Source organism: Alteromonas sp. S005 (assembly GCF_036864475.1).
Classification (GTDB): domain Bacteria; phylum Pseudomonadota; class Gammaproteobacteria; order Enterobacterales; family Alteromonadaceae; genus Alteromonas.
Window position 1 is genome coordinate 13,275 of record NZ_JAZETN010000009.1, and the last position, 19,413, is coordinate 32,687.

The window sequence follows — 19,413 nt, forward strand, 5'->3', positions numbered from 1 at the left end:
TTGGGGAATTTTATGAGCCTATTTATCTCTAACGCTTACGCACAGTCTGCTGGTGCGCCGCAAGGTGGCGGCATGGAAATGATTATCATGCTAGCTGTGTTCGGTTTAATCTTTTACTTCTTGCTTTACCGCCCACAGGCTAAGCGTGTGAAAGAGCATAAAAACCTAGTATCTTCACTAGGAAAAGGCGATGAAGTACTAACACAAGGTGGTTTGGTAGGCAAAATCACTAAAGTGTCAGAAGAGAAAGATTTCATCGAAGTTGCACTTAACGATTCAAATAACATCGTTGTTCAGAAGTCTTCAGTAACTGCTGTGCTGCCTAAAGGCACAATGAAGTCACTGTAAGTAACAATCGCCGGGGCCGGGACGCTTCCCGGTACTGGCACGAAAGGATTATCCAGTGCTAAACAAAAACTCTATTTGGAAAGTACTGAGTGCGCTCATTGTTGTTGCGATGTGTGCACTTTATGCGCTTCCTAACATTTACGGCGAAGACCACGCCGTACAAATCTCAGCAGGCCGTGACGCTGTGGTATCAGATGCCACTGTTGAACAAGTAAAAGCCGCACTTAGTGAAAAAAACATCTCTCCAAAACGTGTTGAGTTTGAAGGTGAACAAATTTTAGTTCGCGTTTCTGATTCTGATACACAGCTAATCACTCGCGAAACTTTAGAAAAAGCCCTTGGCGATGATTATTACGTTGCTATGAACCTGGCCCCTGATACGCCAGAATGGCTTGAAGGATTAGGTGGGGCGCCGATGAAGCTAGGTCTTGACCTTCGCGGTGGGGTTCACTTCCTAATGGAAGTGGACATGACCGAGGTTATTACCAAGTCTCTTGAAGATGCAGAGGGTGGTTTTCGTACTTCATTACGCGAAGAAGGCATTCGCTATCGCGGTGTAAAGCAAGTTGACGATCATATCGACATTACCTTCCGCGATGAAGATACACTAGACAAGGCCGAGTTCTTTTTGCGCAATCAAAGTCGCGACCTTACTTTTAACCAAGTGGATGACTTAACCCTTCGCGCTATTTTTGCTGAAAGTAAGCTTCAAGAAATTCGCGACAACGCGGTTAAGCAAAACATCACGATTATTCGTAACCGTGTTAACCAGCTTGGTGTTGCTGAGCCTCTCGTTCAAAAGCAAGGTGCTGACCGCATTGTTGTCCAGCTTCCAGGTATTCAAGATACCGCCCGTGCGAAAGAAATTCTGAATGCCACCGCAACACTAGAATTTCGCATGGTAGACCAAAAGAACGACATCCGTGACGCTTTAAACGGTCGTGTGCCTCCTGGCTCTCAGGTGATAGAAGATCAGCAGGGCATTCCTCAGCTTCTTGAAAAGCGCATTATGCTTACTGGTAGCCACATTATTGATGCGAATAGCGGTGTTGATGAATATGGTCTTCCAAATGTGAATATCTCGCTAGACTCTGAAGGCGGTAACAAAATGTCTCGCTCAACCCGTGGCAACATTGGCAAGCCAATGGCTACGGTCTTTATCGAGTACAAATCTACCGGAGAGAGAAATGACGACGGTAAGCTTGTATTCGAAAAGCATGAGCAAGTTATCTCAGTTGCCACTATTCGTGCGCAGCTTGGCAGCAAATTCCAAATTACCGGTCTTGATTCACCGAAAGAAGCGCGTGACTTAGCATTGCTACTTCGTGCGGGTGCACTGATTGCACCAATTCAGATTGTTGAAGAGCGTACCGTTGGACCGAGCTTGGGTAAAGAAAACATTGAGCTGGGCATGCAGGCTATTATGTATGGTCTAGCTGCAGTACTTGTTTTCATGTTGATTTATTACAAAGCGTTTGGTGTGGTAGCGAACATTGCACTTATTACAAACCTAGTGATGATTGTAGGCATTATGTCGATGATCCCTGGTGCAACACTTACTCTTCCGGGGATGGCAGGTATTGTTCTAACCGTTGGTATGGCGGTAGACGCAAACGTGCTAATTTTCGAGCGTATTCGAGAAGAGCTACGTGAAGGGCGCAGTCCGCAACAAGCTATCCATCAGGGTTACGACAGCGCCTTCTCAACCATATTGGATGCAAACATCACTACTTTCATTGCTGGTCTTATTCTGTTTGCAGTAGGTACCGGCCCAATTAAAGGCTTCTCTATTACGCTAATGATTGGTATCGCAACCTCTATGTTTACCGCTATTTTGGTTACTCGCGTTATTGTTAACGCAGTATGGGGTGGTAAACGTCTTGAGAAATTAGCGATTTAAGGAGCGTAAAATGCAGTTATTAAAATTATCCGAAACCGTTAATTTCATGCGCCTTCGCATACCTGCGATGGTGCTGTCGACAATTCTTATTATCGGCTCGTTCGTTTCTTTGGGTGTAAATAGCCTTAATTGGGGTTTAGACTTTACGGGCGGAACGCTTATCGAAGTTGGCTACGAAGATGCGGCCAATTTAGAAGCCATTCGCGTTCAGCTTAATGAATCGAATTTCGAAGATGCTATCGTGCAAAACTTTGGAAGTAGCCAAGACGTATTGATTCGTATAGCGCCTAGAGACGGTGTGAAAGCAGTAACTATTGGCGAGCAGGTACTAGAGGCACTGCGTGCTGATGGTACTGCGGTAGATATGCGTCGTATTGAGTTTGTCGGTCCAAATGTTGGTGAAGAGCTTACCGAGCAGGGCGGCCTTGCAATGCTAGTCGCACTGTTATGTATTCTTGTTTACGTGGCAATGCGATTTGAGTGGCGTTTCGCTTTGGGGTCTGTTTCGGCGCTAATGCACGATGTAATTCTCACGCTGGGTCTATTCTCGGTACTTCAAATTGAGTTCGACCTAACGGTACTGGCAGCTGTGCTTGCGGTAATTGGTTATTCACTTAACGATACCATTGTTGTATCTGACCGTATTCGTGAGAACTTCCGCAAAATCCGTAAGGGTGAGCCAGTTGAGATTATCAACATCTCACTAACGCAAACCCTTAACCGTACTATCATCACCTCACTAACCACGGTGTTAGTATTGGTTGCCTTGTTCTATAAAGGTGGTGCGCTTATTCATGGTTTCGCCACTGCGCTGTTATTCGGTGTAGTAGTAGGTACTTACTCGTCAGTTTATATTGCGAGTTCAGTAGCACTTGCATTGGGTATTAGTAAAGAAGACCTAATGCCACCACAAGTGGAAAAGGAAGGCGCAGATTTAGATCCTATGCCTTAGTCTTGTTCGTCTGATACATACAAAAAACCGCATTTATGATGCGGTTTTTTTATGTCAAATGAATACAAAAAAGGCGCCGTTAATAGCGCCTTCATTCAATAATCTAACGAGGTTTTCCCCGACTTGCTAAGCTGTATGAGGTGTTCAGCTTACTTAAGGTGCTTCTTACTTAAGGTGCTTCTTACTTAAGGTGCTTGACTAGGCCTTGAACAACCTTCACGCTACCAGCAACAATCTCGCCTTTGTGAAGTGGGTCGTTACCACCTTTAAAGTCTGTTACCAAACCGCCAGCTTCACGAACAATAAGTTCACCTGCTGCGATATCCCAAGATTTAATGCCGCGCTCCCAGTAACCGTCGTGACGACCAGCTGCAACGTAAGCAAGGTCTAGCGCTGCACTACCTGCGCGGCGAATGTCGCCCACTTCGTGGAAAATCTTGTTTAGGCTCAAAGCGTATTCGCCAAATTGAGATTTGTTTTTGAAAGGCAGGCCAGTAGCAATAATGGTCTCAGTCAGATCACGTGGCTTAGAAGCGCGAATACGATAGCCGTTAAGCTGTGCACCTTGGCCACGGCTAGCGGTGAACAATTCACTGCGGATTGGGTCGAATACAACTGCTTGATCTAGACGACCTTTATGAAGAAGTGCAATAGATACGGCAAAGTGAGGAATGCCTTTTACAAAGTTAGTGGTGCCATCTAGCGGATCGATAATCCACTGATAGTCAGTTTCTGTGCCTAGAACTTCACCCGCTTCTTCACCTAAAAAGCAATGGTTCGGGTAAGACTGCTGAATTTTGGCAATAATCGCTTGTTCTGCTTCTTTGTCAACTTGTGTAACGAAGTCGTTTAAACCTTTTGACTCTGTTGCTACTTCATTATGTTTTTCAAAACCACGAACAATAACTGTTCCAGCCGCACGCGCAGCGCGCACCGCAATATTCAGCATAGGATGCATAGATAAACCACCAATTGTAAAAGACCAATGAAACGAACCAGCTGTATAAAAAATAGCTAGTTGTTTACGAAAACGGGCGGAGTCTACCAGAATCTATGCACGATGCAAATGAATTCCCACTAGCGAAATAATTAATGATCTCCCGTATTTTGTGCAACCCTAATTGGAATGTGCTCAACAAGAAGCGGTTGAAAGTGAGTAGCTATCCGGTTCAAAAAAATTATAGGTATGCAAGGCAGCTTAATGCTGTTTGAGCTGCTCATAGCCTTCTATACTGCCGCTATGATAAACTTGAACTAATTGAAGACTGTAGGGTGATACGCACTAGCGAATATCATCTTTTTATAAAAGTACGTAGGTATCACAGGCATGCTCGAAAATATTCGCATCATTTTGGTTAACACTTCTCACACTGGAAACATAGGCTCAACAGCGCGAGCTATGAAGACCATGGGCTTGAGCAGTCTTTATCTTGTCGACCCAGTAAATGAACCCGATGGTCAAGCGAGCGCCCTTGCTGCAGGTGCGGGCGATGTTCTGGCAAATGCTAAGATAGTAGGGACGTTAGAAGAAGCCGTTAAAGACTGTGGCTTAGTAGTAGGGACGTCTGCACGCTCTCGTACTCATTCATGGCCTATGTTAGGCCCGCGCGACTGTGGCGAGAAGCTGGTCCAAGAAGTAGAAAAGTACCCGGTAGCCTTGGTGTTTGGGCGTGAGAACAGTGGTTTAACTAATGAGGAGCTGCAGCAATGTCACTTTCATATGTGCATTCCAGCTAACCCTGAATATAGCTCGCTTAACCTAGCGGCTGCAGTTCAAACGTTGTGTTATGAAATTCGCATGGCGTATCTAAATCGCGAAACTTATCCTAGCGTTGAAGAAGAGTATCCATTAAATGAGGACTTAGAGCGCTTCTATACCCACCTGGAAACGACGCTGGAAGGCACCTCGTTCATTCGCAAAAGCCACCCGGGGGTGGTAATGACTAAGTTACGCCGCTTGTTTAATCGAGCGCGTCCTGAATCTCAAGAGCTTAATATTTTGCGCGGTATATTGGCGTCTATCGACAAATCGGTTAAGAGCGCTAAGTCCGTCGACACCTCTGAAAATAACGACGAGAAAGAGTAGGCAGTTATGTTTGCCCGTATTAAAGACGATATAAAAGGTGTTTTTCATCGCGACCCTGCGGCAAGAAACACCTTTGAAGTATTGACCAACTATCCAGGTCTTCACGCAGTATGGCTACATCGCGTTAGCCATAAACTGTGGAAGGCAGAATGGAAATGGTTGGCACGCACTTTATCAACTTTCAGTCGTTGGCTTACGGGCATTGAAATTCATCCAGGGGCAACCTTGGGGCAACGGGTATTTATCGATCACGGAATGGGCGTCGTTATCGGTGAAACCGCAGAAATCGGCGATGATGTTACCCTATATCATGGGGTAACGCTTGGCGGTACTAGCTGGAAAGCGGGTAAGCGCCACCCATCCCTCAAAAATGGCTCGGTGGTGGGAGCGGGAGCTAAAGTCCTAGGTCCCATCACGATAGGTGAAAACGCCAAAGTTGGGTCTAACTCTGTGGTTGTTAAAGATATCCCAGACGGCGCCACAGCGGTTGGTATCCCTGGTCGTATCATTATTTCTAAGGAAAAAGAGTCGAGTGCAACCGTTAATCCCCAGCGTGATAAAATTGCTCAGAAATATGGTTTTGATGCCTACGCAGTCGCGCCAGATAACCCTGACCCAGTGGCTAATGCTATGGGCATAATGCTTGAGCATATGCACCAGATGGACACCAAAGTGGAAGAAATGTGTAAGGTTATTCAGTCGCTAGGTGGCGATGTGTGTACGGATAATTTACACAATATCAGCGCTGAGGATTTCGCAGATACGGGCTTTGATTTAACAGAGACCCAGGAACGAGAAAAAGCCCATTCTTCTTTCGATCCAGCTATTTAAATCTTTAGCCCTATTTAATTTAATAGGGCTAAAGATATTGTACCGCCACACAGCAACAGTAACCAAAAAACCGATTTAACAATGGTTTAACATCTGTGTTGACTCGGACAAGACTCCAACATACATTGTGACAACGTTAGTTATGACTTTTCAGAGACGTTATGCAAAGCGAGTTGCCACTTTTGGACGTTTTGATTGTAGGAGCAGGTATTTCAGGTATTGGCTGTGCATACCATATTCAGAATAAATGTCCTTACCTATCGTACACCATTGTTGAAGCGCGCGCTGACCTCGGTGGTACTTGGGATTTATTTAAGTACCCGGGAATACGGTCAGATTCCGATTTATTTACCTTTGGTTACGACTTCAAACCGTGGAAAGAGAAAAAAGCCATTGCAGACGGCGGCTCAATAAAAGCTTATGTCGAAGAAACAGCCATCGAGAACGGAATTAAAGAACACATACGCTTTTTTACCCGCGTGGTGGACATAGACTGGCAAAGCGATAAACACTATTGGCGCATAACGTTAAAGTCAGAAAAAAGCGGAGAAACCGAGCACATTGCCGCACGATGGATATTCAACGCATCAGGTTATTATCGTTACGACAAAGGTTTTACTCCTGACTTTGCAGGGCAATCGCGTTTCAAAGGCCAGATCGTTCATCCTCAGCACTGGCCAGAAGATTTGGAATACAAGAATAAAAGCATAATCGTCATAGGCAGCGGTGCGACGGCGGTAACATTGGTTCCTGCATTGGCAAAAAACGCATCGCACGTGACAATGCTGCAAAGAACACCGTCTTATGTATTACCTGTTCCCGTTGATGATCCAGTCGCAAAATATTTACGCAAGTGGTTTAGCGAGGACACGGCATTTAAAGCAGCGCGTTCGTTTAATATTGCGAAACAACGCTGGGTATACGCATTTTGCCAGCGCTTCCCTAATCGCGCACGTAAAATAATACGTAGTCTCAATGCAAAGATGCTACCCGAAGGATACCCGGTAGATATACACTTTAACCCTCCCTATAATCCTTGGGAACAGAGACTTTGCGCTGTACCAGGTGGAGATTTATTCGAGTCAATTTCAAATGGTAAAGCGTCAGTTGAAACGGATACGATTGCTACGTTTACCGAAACAGGCATTGAGCTTGGTTCAGGTAAGCATATAGAAGCCGATATCATTGTAACGGCCACAGGTTTGAATCTTCTGCCACTAGGAGGTTTAATTCCTAAAATAGATGGCGAGGCTGTTAAACTACCAGAGTGCATCACCTATAAGGGAATGTTACTCAGTGGCGTTCCTAATCTTGCCATTGCGGTAGGCTATACGGCATCTTCTTGGACACTAAAGATTGGCCTTCTTTGTGAGCATTTTACCCGTTTGCTTAATCACATGAACGGGAGGGGCTTCACGCAGTGTACCCCTGTTGCAGAACCAGATATGGAAACGCAACCACTGCTTAACTTTGGCGCGGGTTATATTCAGCGTTCACTCGATAAGTTACCCCGGCAAGGCATGCATTATCCTTGGTCAATGTCGTTTAATTATGCAGAAGATGTGAAGATTTTTCGAAAAGGGCGGATAGATGATCCTGCTCTTAAATTCGAATAGAGCTTAAAGCGTTTTGCGATCCCCTGTATTTACTAAACGAGAATATTAATATGAGCTTAGCCCAGCATAATGAGCAATTTGTTACCCTCAATAACGGTGATACATTTTGTTATGCCGAACATGGTGGTGAAAGCAGTGAGACAATCGTACTTATTGTCGGACTGGGCCTTCAGTTGGTTTACTGGCCAAAAGCGCTAATAGAACGCCTAGTGGCCAGTGGTTTTCGTGTTGTTTGCTTTGATAACCGTGATTCAGGTAAGTCAGTGCGCAGTAACACACCTTATCCTAGTCTCCTTCAACAGCTAAGAGGCAAGGCACCTAAAGGCGCTTACGGATTAGAGCGTATGGCCGAAGACACCGCCGAGCTTTTAGAGGCGCTAAATATTGAAAGCGCACATGTCGCCGGTATGTCTATGGGAGGGATGATAGCGCAAACGCTTACAAGCCTTTACCCTGGTAAAGTGCAATCCATGACGTCAATTTTCTCAACCACTGGGAGCCGAAAAGTCGGTCAGCCGTCATATTCAACACTATGGAGGTTGGCAAGAGCAAAAGCGCCTGCTAATGAAAATGACGCAGTCAAAAACTATAAAGCGATGATGACCCATATAGGCGATGCCGCAGCAGAAGGAGCCATAAACCAATGGCACCAATATGCGCGATTAGCGTGGCAACGCAACGGTAATAAGAGTGATGCGAAGGCTATGTTTCGGCAGATTGGCGCAATCATGAAGTCGGGTGATCGAACGTCAATGCTTCGAAATGTCAAAGCACCGACATTAGTAATACACGGAGACGTTGACCACATGGTTCATCCTAGCGGGGGCGCTGCAACTGCTAAAGCTATATCTGGCGCCAAGCATCAGGTACTGCGAGGGTTGCGCCATCAAATAGATACCGTGCAATCACACCGCATAGCAGACAGTATCATTGCCCATATCCACTTAAATGCGAAAAGTAAGCGAGCCTAACTGCGTTAAGTCCCTCGTATTAAAAACCTTTTTTATGAAAAATGAGAGTAAGCCGAAACCCTGCTCGATTGTCTAATTGGTCGCGCTGCATACTCAGCATCTGCAGCATCTATCTGGCTGAAAGTGAATTTCTAATAAACAAAAGCGATTAATTATATCAATAATACCTGACTAATTTACTAGGTCTTATACTTGACCATTTTAGTCGGGTATGTGAAAATTCTCGCATTATAAGACGGCGGGAGAATCCAATGAAACTCACTTCTAAAGGGCGCTATGCGGTTACCGCAATGCTTGATGTCGCTTTGCATTCAAAGCGTGGTCCAGTGCCTCTTGCCGATATATCAGAACGACAAGAAATTTCCTTATCTTATTTAGAGCAGCTTTTTTCTCGGTTGCGTAAAGAGCAGCTGGTCGACAGTGTTCGCGGGCCCGGTGGCGGCTATTTATTGGGCCGCGAGGCGAGTGATATTGCAATAGGCGAAGTCATTCGCGCCGTCGACGAGTCCATAGATGCCACACGCTGCCAAGGTCAAGCAGACTGCCAGGGCGGCGATCGCTGCCTAACACATAGCTTATGGCAAGACCTAAGTGACCGTATTGCCGCGTTTTTGAATTCAATCACGCTCGGTGAATTAATGGCAAAGCGCGACGTACAGGAAGTGGCTGGTCGTCAGGACGGTAACGCATCACTTCGTCATATCACTAAAGATATCGAAGTTAGTATCCAACTTTAATCGGTATTGAGTAACGCATGGCTTTATCAACACCCATTTACTTAGATTACGCAGCAACGACTCCGGTAGACCCGAGTGTGGCCGAGGCGATGGCAAAATGCTTAACGCTAGAAGGTAACTTTGGTAACCCCGCTTCTCGTAGCTACCGCTTCGGCTGGATGGCTGAAGAAGCGGTAGATGTAGCTAGAAATCAAATTAGTGACGCGCTGAATTGCGACCCTAGAGAGGTTGTTTTTACTTCGGGCGCAACTGAGTCAAACAACCTTGCTATTAAAGGTGTTGCCGAAGGCTATGCCGACAAAGGCAAGCACATTATTACTGTAAATACCGAGCATAAGGCGGTATTGGATACCTGTGAGTACCTACAAAGCCAAGGCTTTGAGGTCACGTATCTTGAAGTACAGTCAAACGGGTTAATCGATTTAAATGAGCTTGAAAACGCGCTGCGTGAAGACACTATCTTAGTATCGGTCATGTACGTGAACAATGAACTTGGCGTAATCCAAGACATTCAATCCATCGGCCAACTTTGCCGCAACAAGGGCGTGTTTTTTCACGTAGATGGCGCGCAGAGTGTGGGTAAGATAGCCATTGATCTAGCCGAGCTTCCCATAGACTTACTATCTATATCAGCCCATAAAATATATGGGCCGAAAGGGATGGGGGCTTTATATGTGCGCCGTCGCCCTAAAATCAATCTGGTAGCACAGATTCATGGCGGTGGACACGAGCGCGGTATGCGTTCAGGTACCTTAGCCACCCATCAAATTGTGGGAATGGGAGAAGCGATTGCGCTGGCGACGTCAAAAATGAAAGAAGACAGTGATCGCATCTTAAAACTGCGTGAATCCCTGTGGCATGGCCTTCAACAGCTCGACGATATTTATTTGAACGGGCACGCCACGCAGCGCATACCAGGCATCTTAAATGTTAGCTTTGCGGGTGTAGATGGCGAAAGCTTAATGATGGGTTTAAACGACATTGCCGTATCTTCAGGGTCGGCGTGCACGTCGGCCAGTTTAGAGCCTTCTTATGTTCTAAAAGCCATTGGCCGCAGTAATGAGCTGGCTCATGCAGGTATACGCTTTAGCGTAGGTCGCTTTACGACCCAAGAAGACATTGATTACGTAGTAAACAAAGTGGTTGATGTGACCACACGACTACGGCAAGCGGTCGTTGCTTAAACGCTGTATCAAGCGTTTGGAAACAGAGTTTAGTTTAAGCGTAAGCATTAATTTTTGACGGAAGGCAAATACGCTTTTCGTCAAAGCATTCTGTGAGTTTAGTGAATGTGGACGAAAATTAATGAGTACTTAACGCGAAATAAGCGTCAAGTAACGTTTAAAACCCGCTAGAAGCCATAAATTAGTGGCTGAATATTTGAGTGAAATAGTCGGGTATTATATACTACGGCACCAAAAATTTTAGGCTGTCCGCATGTAACTGGCAGTTTCAACGGTTCTTTTGGGGGAAAACCCCAGATAATAACGTCGTTGAAGTTAAAGATTTGCATAAATTACCAAGACCGTGGGGTAATTTATTCGCCGGTTGAGTAGAAAGAACAGTGGCAGCAAATGCAGGCAAACAAGTGAGATCCCAACATGAGTGAACAGATCGAACAGGCGTTAGAAAGAAAGTACGATGCAGGTTTCTATTCAGAGATCGAATCAGAAACGTTTGAAAGCGGCCTGGACGAGTCGGTTATCCGCCGCATATCAGCAATGAAAAACGAGCCTGAATGGATGCTTGAATGGCGTTTGAAGTCTTATCATGCATGGCTAGAAATGGAAGAGCCAGATTGGGCGCATGTCGATTATCCAAAAATTGATTATCAAGCCATTTCTTATTACTCAGCGCCAAAGAGTATGAAAGATAAGCCAAAGTCGCTGGATGAAGTTGACCCAGAGCTGCTTCGCACTTACGAAAAACTTGGCATTCCATTGCACGAGCAAGAGATGCTAGCTGGTGTTGCGGTAGATGCGGTTTTTGACTCGGTATCTGTTGTTACTACATTCCGTGAAAAGCTTGAAGAAGCTGGCGTTATTTTCTGCCCAATTTCTGAAGCACTTCAAAAATATCCTGACCTTGTAAAGAAATACATAGGCTCAGTGGTGCCGCGCACAGATAACTACTTTGCCGCACTTAACAGCGCCGTATTTACTGACGGTTCATTCGTTTATATTCCAAAAGGTACACGCTGCCCAATGGAGCTTTCTACGTATTTCCGTATTAACGAGATGAACACTGGTCAGTTCGAGCGTACGTTAATTGTTGCAGATGAAGGCAGCTATGTAAGCTACCTTGAAGGTTGTACTGCACCACAGCGTGATGAAAACCAGCTGCATGCGGCAGTGGTTGAACTAGTGGCAATGGACGACGCACAAATCAAATACTCAACGGTACAGAACTGGTACCCGGGTGATGAAAACGGTAAAGGCGGAATCTACAACTTCGTAACTAAACGTGGTGTAGCGCATACCAATGCCAAAATATCGTGGACACAGGTTGAGACAGGTTCTGCGGTAACGTGGAAGTACCCAAGCTGTGTGCTTAAAGGCGATAACAGTGTAGGCGAGTTTTACTCAGTAGCGCTTACTCGTGGTCGTCAGCAAGCTGATACCGGTACTAAGATGATACACGTGGGCAAAAACACCAAGTCGACCATCATCTCAAAAGGTATTTCAGCGGGTAACAGTAACAATGCCTATCGCGGTCTGGTTCAAATGGGCCCGCGCGCAGACGGTGCACGAAACTTTACCGAGTGTGACTCGCTACTTATCGGTGATAAATGTGGCGCGCACACATTCCCGTATATCGAAAGCCGCAATCCTTCAGCCATTGTTGAGCACGAAGCAACAACATCGAAGGTGAGTGACGAACAATTATTCCTGTGTCAGCAGCGTGGCTTAGACACGGAAAAGGCCGTTTCTATGATTGTTAACGGTTTCTGTAAAGAAGTATTCAAAGAGCTGCCAATGGAATTTGCCGTAGAAGCCGGCAAGCTGCTCGAAATTAGTCTTGAAGGTTCAGTGGGGTAATCAATGCTTAGTATCAAGAATTTACATGCCAGCGTGGAAGAGAAAAACATCATTAAAGGTCTTAACCTTGAAGTTAAACCTGGTGAAGTACACGCTATCATGGGCCCCAATGGTGCCGGTAAGAGTACATTAGGTTACGTGCTTTCTGGCCGCGACGGCTACGAAGTTAGCGAAGGTGAAGCGTCATTAAACGGCAAAGACCTTCTGGAGCTTGAAGTAGAAGAGCGTGCACGTGAAGGCCTTTTCCTTGCTTTCCAATACCCGGTAGAAATTCCTGGCGTTAGCAACATGGAATTTATGAAAGAGTCGGTAAACGCTATGCGCGAAGAGCGTGGCGAAGAGCCACTTTCGGCTGCTGAGTTCCTTAAAAAAGCTAAAGAAGCCTGTAAGCAAGTTCAGCTTCCATTAGATTTCTTAAAGCGTGGTGTGAACGAAGGTTTCTCTGGTGGTGAGAAGAAACGTAACGAAATCATGCAAATGATTTTGCTAGAGCCAAAACTTTGCATTCTAGATGAATCTGATTCAGGCCTTGATGTTGACGCGTTACAGGTTGTTGCAGATGGCGTTAACAGCCAGCGCGACGGCGAGCGTAGTTTCATCGTTGTAACCCACTATCAGCGCCTTCTTGACTACATTAAGCCTGACTTTGTGCACATTCTTGCTGATGGCAAAATCGTGAAAAGCGGCGACGCTTCACTTGCACTAGAAGTAGAGAAGAGCGGTTATGCATTCTTAGGTAAAGCGTACGAGGAGGCTGAGGCATGAGTCAATGGCTAGAACAGGTCATTGATGCGGCGCAAATCTCCGATTACCTAGCGCCCGTGCGTCAGCAGGCCTTAGACAAGTTAAAAGCCGATGGTTGGCCAGCTCGTAGAAACGAAAGCTGGCGTTTTACACCACTAACACCTGTTGAAAAGCGTGAAGCAAAGCAAGCAGTTGAAGCAAACAGTTTGCCGGTACCAGCTATTGATAACCTTAACGCTATCGACCTTGTATTTGTAGACGGTGTTCTGGTCACTCAGGTTAATACCCTTGACGTGCCAACAGGCATGACCATTACATCGCTGAACAGCGACGATGCGTCTACCCAACAAGCCATTAGCAGCGTTTACGGTCAGGTTAAGCCTACACGTCATATGTTTGGCCTAGTGAACGATGCATTATGCCAACACGGTATCTTCATTAATGTAGAAGCAGGCGCGAAAATTGACACGCCAGTTCGCATTGTGAATATGGCTTCGCAGAATGTCGATGCTCACACACGTGTGGTGGTGAAAGTAGCAGAAGGCGCCAGCGCCACGGTTATCGAGCAAGGTTTTGGTGATACTGAAAGCTTAACCACCGCATTTGCTGAATATGATTTGGCGGATGATGCTCACCTAGAGCACTATCGTTTTGCGATGTTTACTGGCAAAGCAAAGCAGCTAGGCGGTAGCCATTTCAAGCTACATAACCGCACTACGCTTAACAGCACCATGGTGGGCTACGGAAGTGAGCTTTCGCGTTTAGATGTCGATATTCATCACGCCGGTGAATTCGCTGACGCGAAAATGAACGCTATTTACCTTCTGGCAGAAGGCGAGCTTTTCGACCTTCACTCAACCATTGAGCACGCTATGCCAAATGGTACAACAGAAGAAAACGCGCGCGGTATTGTTGGCGATAAGGCTCGTGCGGTATTTAATGGTCGTATTCACATTCATCGCGATGCGCAAAAGACATTGGCTGAGCTTAATAACCGCAATCTATTGCTATCTCGCCGCGGCGTCATCAACACCAAGCCTGAGCTTGAGATTTATGCTGATGACGTAAAATGTGCGCACGGTGCAACGGTTGCTGAAATTGAAGAAGAAGCACTGTACTACATGCTTACTCGTGGTATTTCACGTAGTAAAGCCCTGGTCATGTTGAACTTCGGTTTTATCCAAGAGCTAATTAACGATGTGCCGAACGTAGCAGTACGTGAGTGGCTTGCGCCTATCTTAAGCGAGCGTTTCGCCCAGATGGAGGTGAAATGAGCTTAGACGTTGCAGCACTTCGTGCCCAGTTTCCTATTTTATCGAAAACGGTAGACGGCAAACCGCTGGTATACCTCGATAACGCGGCAACAACGCAAAAACCTCAGGCGGTGATCGACGCCTTGGTCGATTTTTACACGGGTACGAATGCCAACGTGCACCGCGGAGCGCATCACTTATCAGATGAAGCCACGCGCCGCTACGAAAATGCACGTACCAGCGTTGCTACTTTTATTAATGCGAGTGCTCGTGAAGAAGTCATCTGGACTGCCGGTACCACTGAAGCTATCAATATTGTTGCAAATGGTTTAAGTCAGCTTCTTGCTGAAGGTGACGAAGTGATGGTTACCGAGTTGGAGCACCACGCGAACTTAGTTACGTGGCAGCAGGCGTGCCGTCGCTCTGGTGCAACATTGAACGTTGTGCCAATTTTCGATAGTGGTGAGCTTGATGTTGAAGCATTTGACAGGTTGCTGTCCGAAAACACTAAGCTAGTGGCCTTCCCCCATGTATCGAATGCCTTAGGCACGGTTAACCCAATTAAGACACTTACCCAAAAAGCGAAAGCAGTTGGCGCATGGGTATTAGTTGATGGCGCTCAGGGCATTGCTCATGGCGGCGTTGACGTACAAGATATTGGTTGTGACTTTTACGCATTTTCAGGGCACAAACTTTTCGGTCCAACGGGTATAGGCTGCTTGTGGGGCAAAAAAGACGTGCTTGAAACCTGGCCAGTATGGCAGGTAGGCGGTGAGATGATCAAAGATGTGACTTACCATGAAGCTACATGGGGTGCATTACCAAATCGCTTAGAAGCAGGCACGCCCAACATTGCTGGCGCTATAGGTATGGGCGCTGCAGTAGATTGGTTTAGTGCCCTTGATGTAAAAGCCTTACACGAGCACGAGCAGAAATTGTTAGCCTATGCTACCGAGCAAGCTGAGGCGCTTGACGATATGCGTATCATTGGTACTGCACCGAATAAAGTAGGAGTGTTAAGCTTCTTACTTGATGGCGCTCACCCCGCAGACGTAGGCTTTATTTTGGATAGGCAAGGCGTTGCCATTCGTACCGGCGATAACTGTGCACAGCCATTAATGAAACGCTTTGGTATTCCGGGCACTGCCCGGGCGTCGTTCTCAATTTATAATACGCTTGAAGAAGTCGACAGCTTATTCGCTGCGCTTAAGAAAGCAAAAATGATGTTGGCCTAAGGAGGCATTATGAGTGTTGAAACTTTCGTACCTAGTACAAAGCTCATTACGCTAACTGACAGTGCCGTTAAGCATTTCGAAAGTAAGCTTAAAGACAAGCCTGGTCAGTTAATTCGTTTATCGACAAAAGTAAGCGGTTGCACGGGTTATGCTTACGTGCTTGATTTTGCCGATAGCGCACAAGTAGGGGATGAAATTGTAGAGATTTCTCCAATAGTAAATGTGGCAGTCGCCGCTGATGCAACAGACCTTTTGCGTAATACAGAAATTGATTACGTGACTGAAGGCGTGAATGGCATCATCAAGTACAACAACCCTAACGTGGTTGATGAATGTGGGTGTGGCGAAAGCTTCAACGTGGGCTAACGCCTGCGTTCACAATCCGCAACGAGTATTACCAAGAGTACAAAGTCGTTTATGAAGCAAAAAATGGTGACCACCGAGCGTGAATGTAAAGCACGTTTGGTTCCTGCAGGCAATCCCACCGTTATACCCGAAGGTGAGTTTGTTAATATCACGCAAGAGCTAGGTGGTAACTACACCGTGACTTGGCGTGGTAATATGTATCGAATTGATGGTACAGATGCCGGTGCAATTGGCCGTAAAGCCATGACACTTAGTTTTGACGCTCCGGAAGATGGGGACATCAGTGAGCAGCAAGTGTGGGATGCTTTAGAAACTATTTATGACCCAGAAATTCCAATTAACCTAGTATCGCTCGGCCTTATCTATAATGTGGATATTGACCAAGTATCTGGTGCAGTAAATATCGATATGACGCTTACAGCACCGGGCTGTGGTATGGGGCCAGTTTTAGTAGGTGATGTGGAATATCGTGTGGCTATGGTTCCTCATGTTAAAAACGTGAACGTTGAGTTGGTTTTCGACCCAGCTTGGTCACGAGACATGATGAGTGAAGAAGCACAGCTTGAAGCGGGTTTGTTCTTTTAAGCGGTAGATGAGCCGCTTACCTATAATTATTTTTACACAATTACGGAAATAGCAATGCAACTACCTAGCAGTGACGAAATTATTGATGATTTAGCGTTCTTCGACGATTGGGAACAGCGTTATCAGTACATCATTGACTTAGGAAAATCTATTCCGGGCTTACCAGAAGATGCTAAGACGCCTGAGCGCTTAGTAAAAGGTTGTCAAAGTAGCGTGTGGCTGGTTGAGTCTTACGACGGTAACAAAGTCAACTTTGATGTCGACAGCGATGCTGTTATCGTTCAAGGCCTACTAGCGTTAGTACTTGCCGCTTACAACGACAAAACGCCTAAGGAAATTTTAGCGTTTGATATCGACGGTTACTTTGAAGCGCTAGATCTTGAGCGTCATATTACCCCAACCCGAGGTAACGGTTTACGGGCTATTGTGGGTAAAATACAAGAGCTTGCAAAAGCTAACGCCTAACATTTAAAGCCAATGCCCAAAACCTAAAATCTTATCGTTGGGTCAGTTATTCAACTTCACGTTAACCTCCGATAGCAACCATAGTGAGTGCAGATATTATTGCTTTAAAATATCTGCCTTCGCAAAATAATGTATACACTGTCATCATATTGTCACAGCTAGCGGGTTAACCTGGCGCTACAATGTAAGTAAAAACAATACGTTACGCCGGATTTAAAAAGGCGCTGGTCAAGCCGTTATTAATTGCCTATAATTCGCGGCCAAAATTTAAAGATACATACACAATTTGTTTGGAGAGAGAACATGGCTCTTGAGCGTACTTTTTCGATTATCAAGCCTGATGCGGTAGCTAAAAACGTAATCGGTGCAATTTACAACCGTTTCGAATCTGCAGGTCTTCGCATCGTGGCATCTAAGATGATCCACATGAGCAAAGAGCAAGCAGAAGGCTTCTATGCAGAACACAAAGAGCGTCCTTTCTTCGGCGCACTTGTAGACTTCATGACGTCTGGTCCAGTTATGGTTCAAGTACTAGAAGGCGAAAACGCTGTTCTAGCTAACCGTGAAATCATGGGCGCAACTAACCCAGCTGATGCAGCTGCAGGTACACTACGTTCAGACTACGCTGCTTCAATCGACGAAAACGCAGTTCACGGTTCTGACGCGCCTGAGTCAGCAGCACGTGAAATTGCTTACTTCTTCTCTGAAGAAGAAATCTGCCCACGTACTCGCTAAGATTACGAAGGTAGATAAACGGGGCTATAAGCCCCGTTTTTTTGTTTCTGAGCGTCTGAGCACGCTTTATGCTGCTTTGCTCGGCGCTCATTTAGGCACGCTAAACCACGCTTCTCGCGCATTGCCTAAAGCGCGCTCAGTCACTCAGAGGAAAGATACACGCTTAACGCTGCTTTGCTCGGCGCTCATTTAGGCAAGCTAAACCACGCTTCTCGCGCATTACCAAACTTAACGTTTCTCTGCGTTAAATCGGCTTTTTCTCAAATCTCATCTGTGGTAAAATCCGCGCAAATTTTAATCAGCGTGTTTGTTTTTCTTAAATGTCGCTTAAGGCATAACCGAATCGCTGGTTTATACACCATATTCAGCAGTCAGAGGGGCACCCCTCGAAGGTAAAAGGGTCATCTTATTCATGGCAAAAACTAACTTATTAAACTTAAATCGCGAAGGCTTGCGCAATTTCTTTAAAGAAATGGGCGAGAAGCCATTTCGTGCCGACCAGGTAATGAAATGGATTTACCAGCACGGTGTTAGCGATTTCGAGGAAATGAGTAACCTCAACAAAAACCTTCGCGCGATGCTGATTGAAAATTGTGAGATTAAAGCGCCTGAAATTGCTTACTTTCAAGAAGCGAGCGACGGCACTATTAAGTTTGCACTTACCCTTGAAGGCGGTCAGGAAGTTGAGTCAGTTTGGATCCCTGAAACTGACCGTGCGACTTTATGCGTATCTTCACAAGTAGGTTGTGCCCTAGAGTGTACCTTCTGCTCAACGGCGCAACAGGGTTTCAACCGTAACCTGAGCGTGAGCGAAATTATTGGTCAGGTATGGCGTGTAGCTACTTTCCTTGGTCTATCAAAAGATTCAAGCAAACGCCCAATTACCAATGTAGTAATGATGGGCATGGGTGAGCCGCTTCTGAATCTCAAAAATGTAGTGCCGGCCATGGATATCATGCTAGACGACTTTGGCTTTGGTTTATCTAAGCGCCGCGTTACGCTAAGTACATCTGGCGTTGTACCTGCACTTGATATGCTAGGCGATCAGATTGACGTGGCACTTGCTATTTCACTACATGCGCCCACCGACGAACTGCGTAATGAAATTGTACCGGTTAATAAAAAATACAATATAGAAGCGTTTTTGGCAGGCGTACGTCGCTACCTAGCTAAATCTAAAGCTAACCAAGGTCGCGTAACTGTTGAATACGTAATGCTTTCGAATATTAATGACAGCACTGAACAAGCGCATCAACTGGCAAAGGTATTGAAAGACACCCCTAGTAAAATAAATTTAATACCTTTTAATCCATACCCGGGTTCGCCATATACATGTTCTAGCAATTCGCGCATCGACAGGTTCTCAAAAGTGCTTATGGAATATGGGTTTACGACAGTTGTGCGTAAAACTCGTGGCGATGATATTGACGCGGCATGTGGTCAACTAGTGGGCGATGTAGTAGACAGAACGAAAAGATTGTTAAAAAAACAGGTGAAGGGTGAAGCAATTTCAGTAAAAATGGCCCAATAATCATCAAGATAATAGGGTAA

General features: G+C 45.7%; 19 protein-coding genes. 18 read left to right on the forward strand and 1 reads right to left on the reverse strand.

The genetic code is table 11. The features are described 5' to 3' along the window. Positions 1-12 precede the first annotated feature (12 nt). From yajC to secF, 3 genes are read left to right on the forward strand one after another with little or no spacing between them, the layout of a single operon-like run. Positions 13-348 (forward strand): preprotein translocase subunit YajC, encoded by a 336-nt coding sequence (gene yajC / locus V7R55_RS11695; protein ID WP_025255932.1) that lies wholly within the window; start codon positions 13-15, stop codon positions 346-348. A gap of 55 nt (positions 349-403) precedes the next feature. After that, complete coding sequence (gene secD / locus V7R55_RS11700; protein WP_334059632.1) at positions 404-2,248, forward strand: protein translocase subunit SecD; 1,845 nt, start codon at positions 404-406, stop codon at positions 2,246-2,248. Between the two features lie 10 nt (positions 2,249-2,258). Beyond that, positions 2,259-3,200, forward strand: a complete 942-nt coding sequence (gene secF, locus V7R55_RS11705) for a protein translocase subunit SecF (protein WP_334059633.1) — start codon at positions 2,259-2,261, stop codon at positions 3,198-3,200. Positions 3,201-3,381: 181 nt separating this feature from the next. Here secF and suhB read toward each other — a convergent pair whose 3' ends face one another. Continuing rightward, on the reverse strand, positions 3,382-4,158 hold the full coding sequence (gene suhB / locus V7R55_RS11710) for an inositol-1-monophosphatase (RefSeq protein WP_179984067.1): 777 nt from the start codon (positions 4,156-4,158) through the stop codon (positions 3,382-3,384). A 369-nt stretch (positions 4,159-4,527) separates the two neighbouring features. On the opposite strand from suhB, the gene trmJ reads away from it, so the two are divergent. From trmJ to V7R55_RS11785, 15 genes are all read left to right on the forward strand, one after another. Then, positions 4,528-5,286 carry a tRNA (cytosine(32)/uridine(32)-2'-O)-methyltransferase TrmJ gene (gene trmJ / locus V7R55_RS11715; protein WP_334059634.1) on the forward strand — a complete coding sequence of 253 codons (759 nt, stop codon included), beginning with the start codon at positions 4,528-4,530 and terminating at the stop codon, positions 5,284-5,286. A gap of 6 nt (positions 5,287-5,292) precedes the next feature. Beyond that, positions 5,293-6,117 carry a serine O-acetyltransferase gene (gene cysE, locus V7R55_RS11720; RefSeq protein WP_334059635.1) on the forward strand — a complete coding sequence of 275 codons (825 nt, stop codon included), beginning with the start codon at positions 5,293-5,295 and terminating at the stop codon, positions 6,115-6,117. A gap of 161 nt (positions 6,118-6,278) precedes the next feature. Further along, the gene (locus V7R55_RS11725; RefSeq protein WP_334059636.1) at positions 6,279-7,733 is read left to right on the forward strand and encodes a flavin-containing monooxygenase; all 1,455 of its coding nucleotides are present in this window, start codon (positions 6,279-6,281) and stop codon (positions 7,731-7,733) included. A gap of 50 nt (positions 7,734-7,783) precedes the next feature. Beyond that, positions 7,784-8,704 (forward strand): alpha/beta fold hydrolase, encoded by a 921-nt coding sequence (locus tag V7R55_RS11730; RefSeq protein WP_334059637.1) that lies wholly within the window; start codon positions 7,784-7,786, stop codon positions 8,702-8,704. Between the two features lie 251 nt (positions 8,705-8,955). Beyond that, positions 8,956-9,441, forward strand: a complete 486-nt coding sequence (gene iscR / locus V7R55_RS11735; RefSeq protein ID WP_179984062.1) for a Fe-S cluster assembly transcriptional regulator IscR — start codon at positions 8,956-8,958, stop codon at positions 9,439-9,441. A gap of 17 nt (positions 9,442-9,458) precedes the next feature. Further along, the gene (locus V7R55_RS11740; protein ID WP_334059638.1) at positions 9,459-10,625 is read left to right on the forward strand and encodes an IscS subfamily cysteine desulfurase; all 1,167 of its coding nucleotides are present in this window, start codon (positions 9,459-9,461) and stop codon (positions 10,623-10,625) included. A 417-nt stretch (positions 10,626-11,042) separates the two neighbouring features. Next, positions 11,043-12,479, forward strand: a complete 1,437-nt coding sequence (gene sufB, locus V7R55_RS11745; RefSeq protein ID WP_334059639.1) for a Fe-S cluster assembly protein SufB — start codon at positions 11,043-11,045, stop codon at positions 12,477-12,479. A 3-nt stretch (positions 12,480-12,482) separates the two neighbouring features. Further along, positions 12,483-13,244 (forward strand): Fe-S cluster assembly ATPase SufC, encoded by a 762-nt coding sequence (gene sufC, locus V7R55_RS11750; RefSeq protein WP_334059640.1) that lies wholly within the window; start codon positions 12,483-12,485, stop codon positions 13,242-13,244. Continuing rightward, positions 13,241-14,497 (forward strand): Fe-S cluster assembly protein SufD, encoded by a 1,257-nt coding sequence (gene sufD, locus V7R55_RS11755; RefSeq protein ID WP_334059641.1) that lies wholly within the window; start codon positions 13,241-13,243, stop codon positions 14,495-14,497. Before sufC ends, sufD begins: the two co-directional genes overlap by 4 nt. After that, positions 14,494-15,711 carry an aminotransferase class V-fold PLP-dependent enzyme gene (locus V7R55_RS11760; RefSeq protein ID WP_334059642.1) on the forward strand — a complete coding sequence of 406 codons (1,218 nt, stop codon included), beginning with the start codon at positions 14,494-14,496 and terminating at the stop codon, positions 15,709-15,711. Before sufD ends, V7R55_RS11760 begins: the two co-directional genes overlap by 4 nt. Before the next feature lie 9 nt (positions 15,712-15,720). Continuing rightward, on the forward strand, positions 15,721-16,077 hold the full coding sequence (locus tag V7R55_RS11765) for a HesB/IscA family protein (protein WP_334059643.1): 357 nt from the start codon (positions 15,721-15,723) through the stop codon (positions 16,075-16,077). Positions 16,078-16,128: 51 nt separating this feature from the next. Further along, a complete protein-coding gene (gene sufT, locus V7R55_RS11770; protein ID WP_334059644.1) occupies positions 16,129-16,662 on the forward strand; it encodes a putative Fe-S cluster assembly protein SufT in 534 nt (177 codons plus the stop codon). Between the two features lie 54 nt (positions 16,663-16,716). After that, entirely contained in the window at positions 16,717-17,127 is a 411-nt protein-coding gene (locus tag V7R55_RS11775; protein ID WP_334059645.1) for a SufE family protein, read from the forward strand. A 303-nt stretch (positions 17,128-17,430) separates the two neighbouring features. Further along, positions 17,431-17,862 carry a nucleoside-diphosphate kinase gene (ndk, locus tag V7R55_RS11780; RefSeq protein WP_012519000.1) on the forward strand — a complete coding sequence of 144 codons (432 nt, stop codon included), beginning with the start codon at positions 17,431-17,433 and terminating at the stop codon, positions 17,860-17,862. A gap of 412 nt (positions 17,863-18,274) precedes the next feature. Beyond that, complete coding sequence (locus tag V7R55_RS11785) at positions 18,275-19,393, forward strand: bifunctional tRNA (adenosine(37)-C2)-methyltransferase TrmG/ribosomal RNA large subunit methyltransferase RlmN (RefSeq protein WP_012518999.1); 1,119 nt, start codon at positions 18,275-18,277, stop codon at positions 19,391-19,393. Positions 19,394-19,413: the final 20 nt, after the last annotated feature.

What these genes read in the sequence shown, in the direction of transcription:
- V7R55_RS11740 (WP_334059638.1), top strand. Translation starts at nt 9,459, where the DNA reads ATGGCTTTATCAACACCCATTTACTTAGATTACGCAGCAACGACTCCG.
- yajC (WP_025255932.1), top strand. Translation starts at nt 13, where the DNA reads ATGAGCCTATTTATCTCTAACGCTTACGCACAGTCTGCTGGTGCGCCG.
- suhB (WP_179984067.1), bottom strand. Translation starts at nt 4,158, where the DNA reads ATGCATCCTATGCTGAATATTGCGGTGCGCGCTGCGCGTGCGGCTGGA.
- V7R55_RS11725 (WP_334059636.1), top strand. Translation starts at nt 6,279, where the DNA reads ATGCAAAGCGAGTTGCCACTTTTGGACGTTTTGATTGTAGGAGCAGGT.
- V7R55_RS11775 (WP_334059645.1), top strand. Translation starts at nt 16,717, where the DNA reads ATGCAACTACCTAGCAGTGACGAAATTATTGATGATTTAGCGTTCTTC.
- V7R55_RS11765 (WP_334059643.1), top strand. Translation starts at nt 15,721, where the DNA reads ATGAGTGTTGAAACTTTCGTACCTAGTACAAAGCTCATTACGCTAACT.
- sufT (WP_334059644.1), top strand. Translation starts at nt 16,129, where the DNA reads ATGAAGCAAAAAATGGTGACCACCGAGCGTGAATGTAAAGCACGTTTG.
- secF (WP_334059633.1), top strand. Translation starts at nt 2,259, where the DNA reads ATGCAGTTATTAAAATTATCCGAAACCGTTAATTTCATGCGCCTTCGC.
- sufD (WP_334059641.1), top strand. Translation starts at nt 13,241, where the DNA reads ATGAGTCAATGGCTAGAACAGGTCATTGATGCGGCGCAAATCTCCGAT.
- sufC (WP_334059640.1), top strand. Translation starts at nt 12,483, where the DNA reads ATGCTTAGTATCAAGAATTTACATGCCAGCGTGGAAGAGAAAAACATC.
- V7R55_RS11760 (WP_334059642.1), top strand. Translation starts at nt 14,494, where the DNA reads ATGAGCTTAGACGTTGCAGCACTTCGTGCCCAGTTTCCTATTTTATCG.
- iscR (WP_179984062.1), top strand. Translation starts at nt 8,956, where the DNA reads ATGAAACTCACTTCTAAAGGGCGCTATGCGGTTACCGCAATGCTTGAT.
- ndk (WP_012519000.1), top strand. Translation starts at nt 17,431, where the DNA reads ATGGCTCTTGAGCGTACTTTTTCGATTATCAAGCCTGATGCGGTAGCT.
- sufB (WP_334059639.1), top strand. Translation starts at nt 11,043, where the DNA reads ATGAGTGAACAGATCGAACAGGCGTTAGAAAGAAAGTACGATGCAGGT.
- V7R55_RS11730 (WP_334059637.1), top strand. Translation starts at nt 7,784, where the DNA reads ATGAGCTTAGCCCAGCATAATGAGCAATTTGTTACCCTCAATAACGGT.
- cysE (WP_334059635.1), top strand. Translation starts at nt 5,293, where the DNA reads ATGTTTGCCCGTATTAAAGACGATATAAAAGGTGTTTTTCATCGCGAC.
- V7R55_RS11785 (WP_012518999.1), top strand. Translation starts at nt 18,275, where the DNA reads ATGGCAAAAACTAACTTATTAAACTTAAATCGCGAAGGCTTGCGCAAT.
- trmJ (WP_334059634.1), top strand. Translation starts at nt 4,528, where the DNA reads ATGCTCGAAAATATTCGCATCATTTTGGTTAACACTTCTCACACTGGA.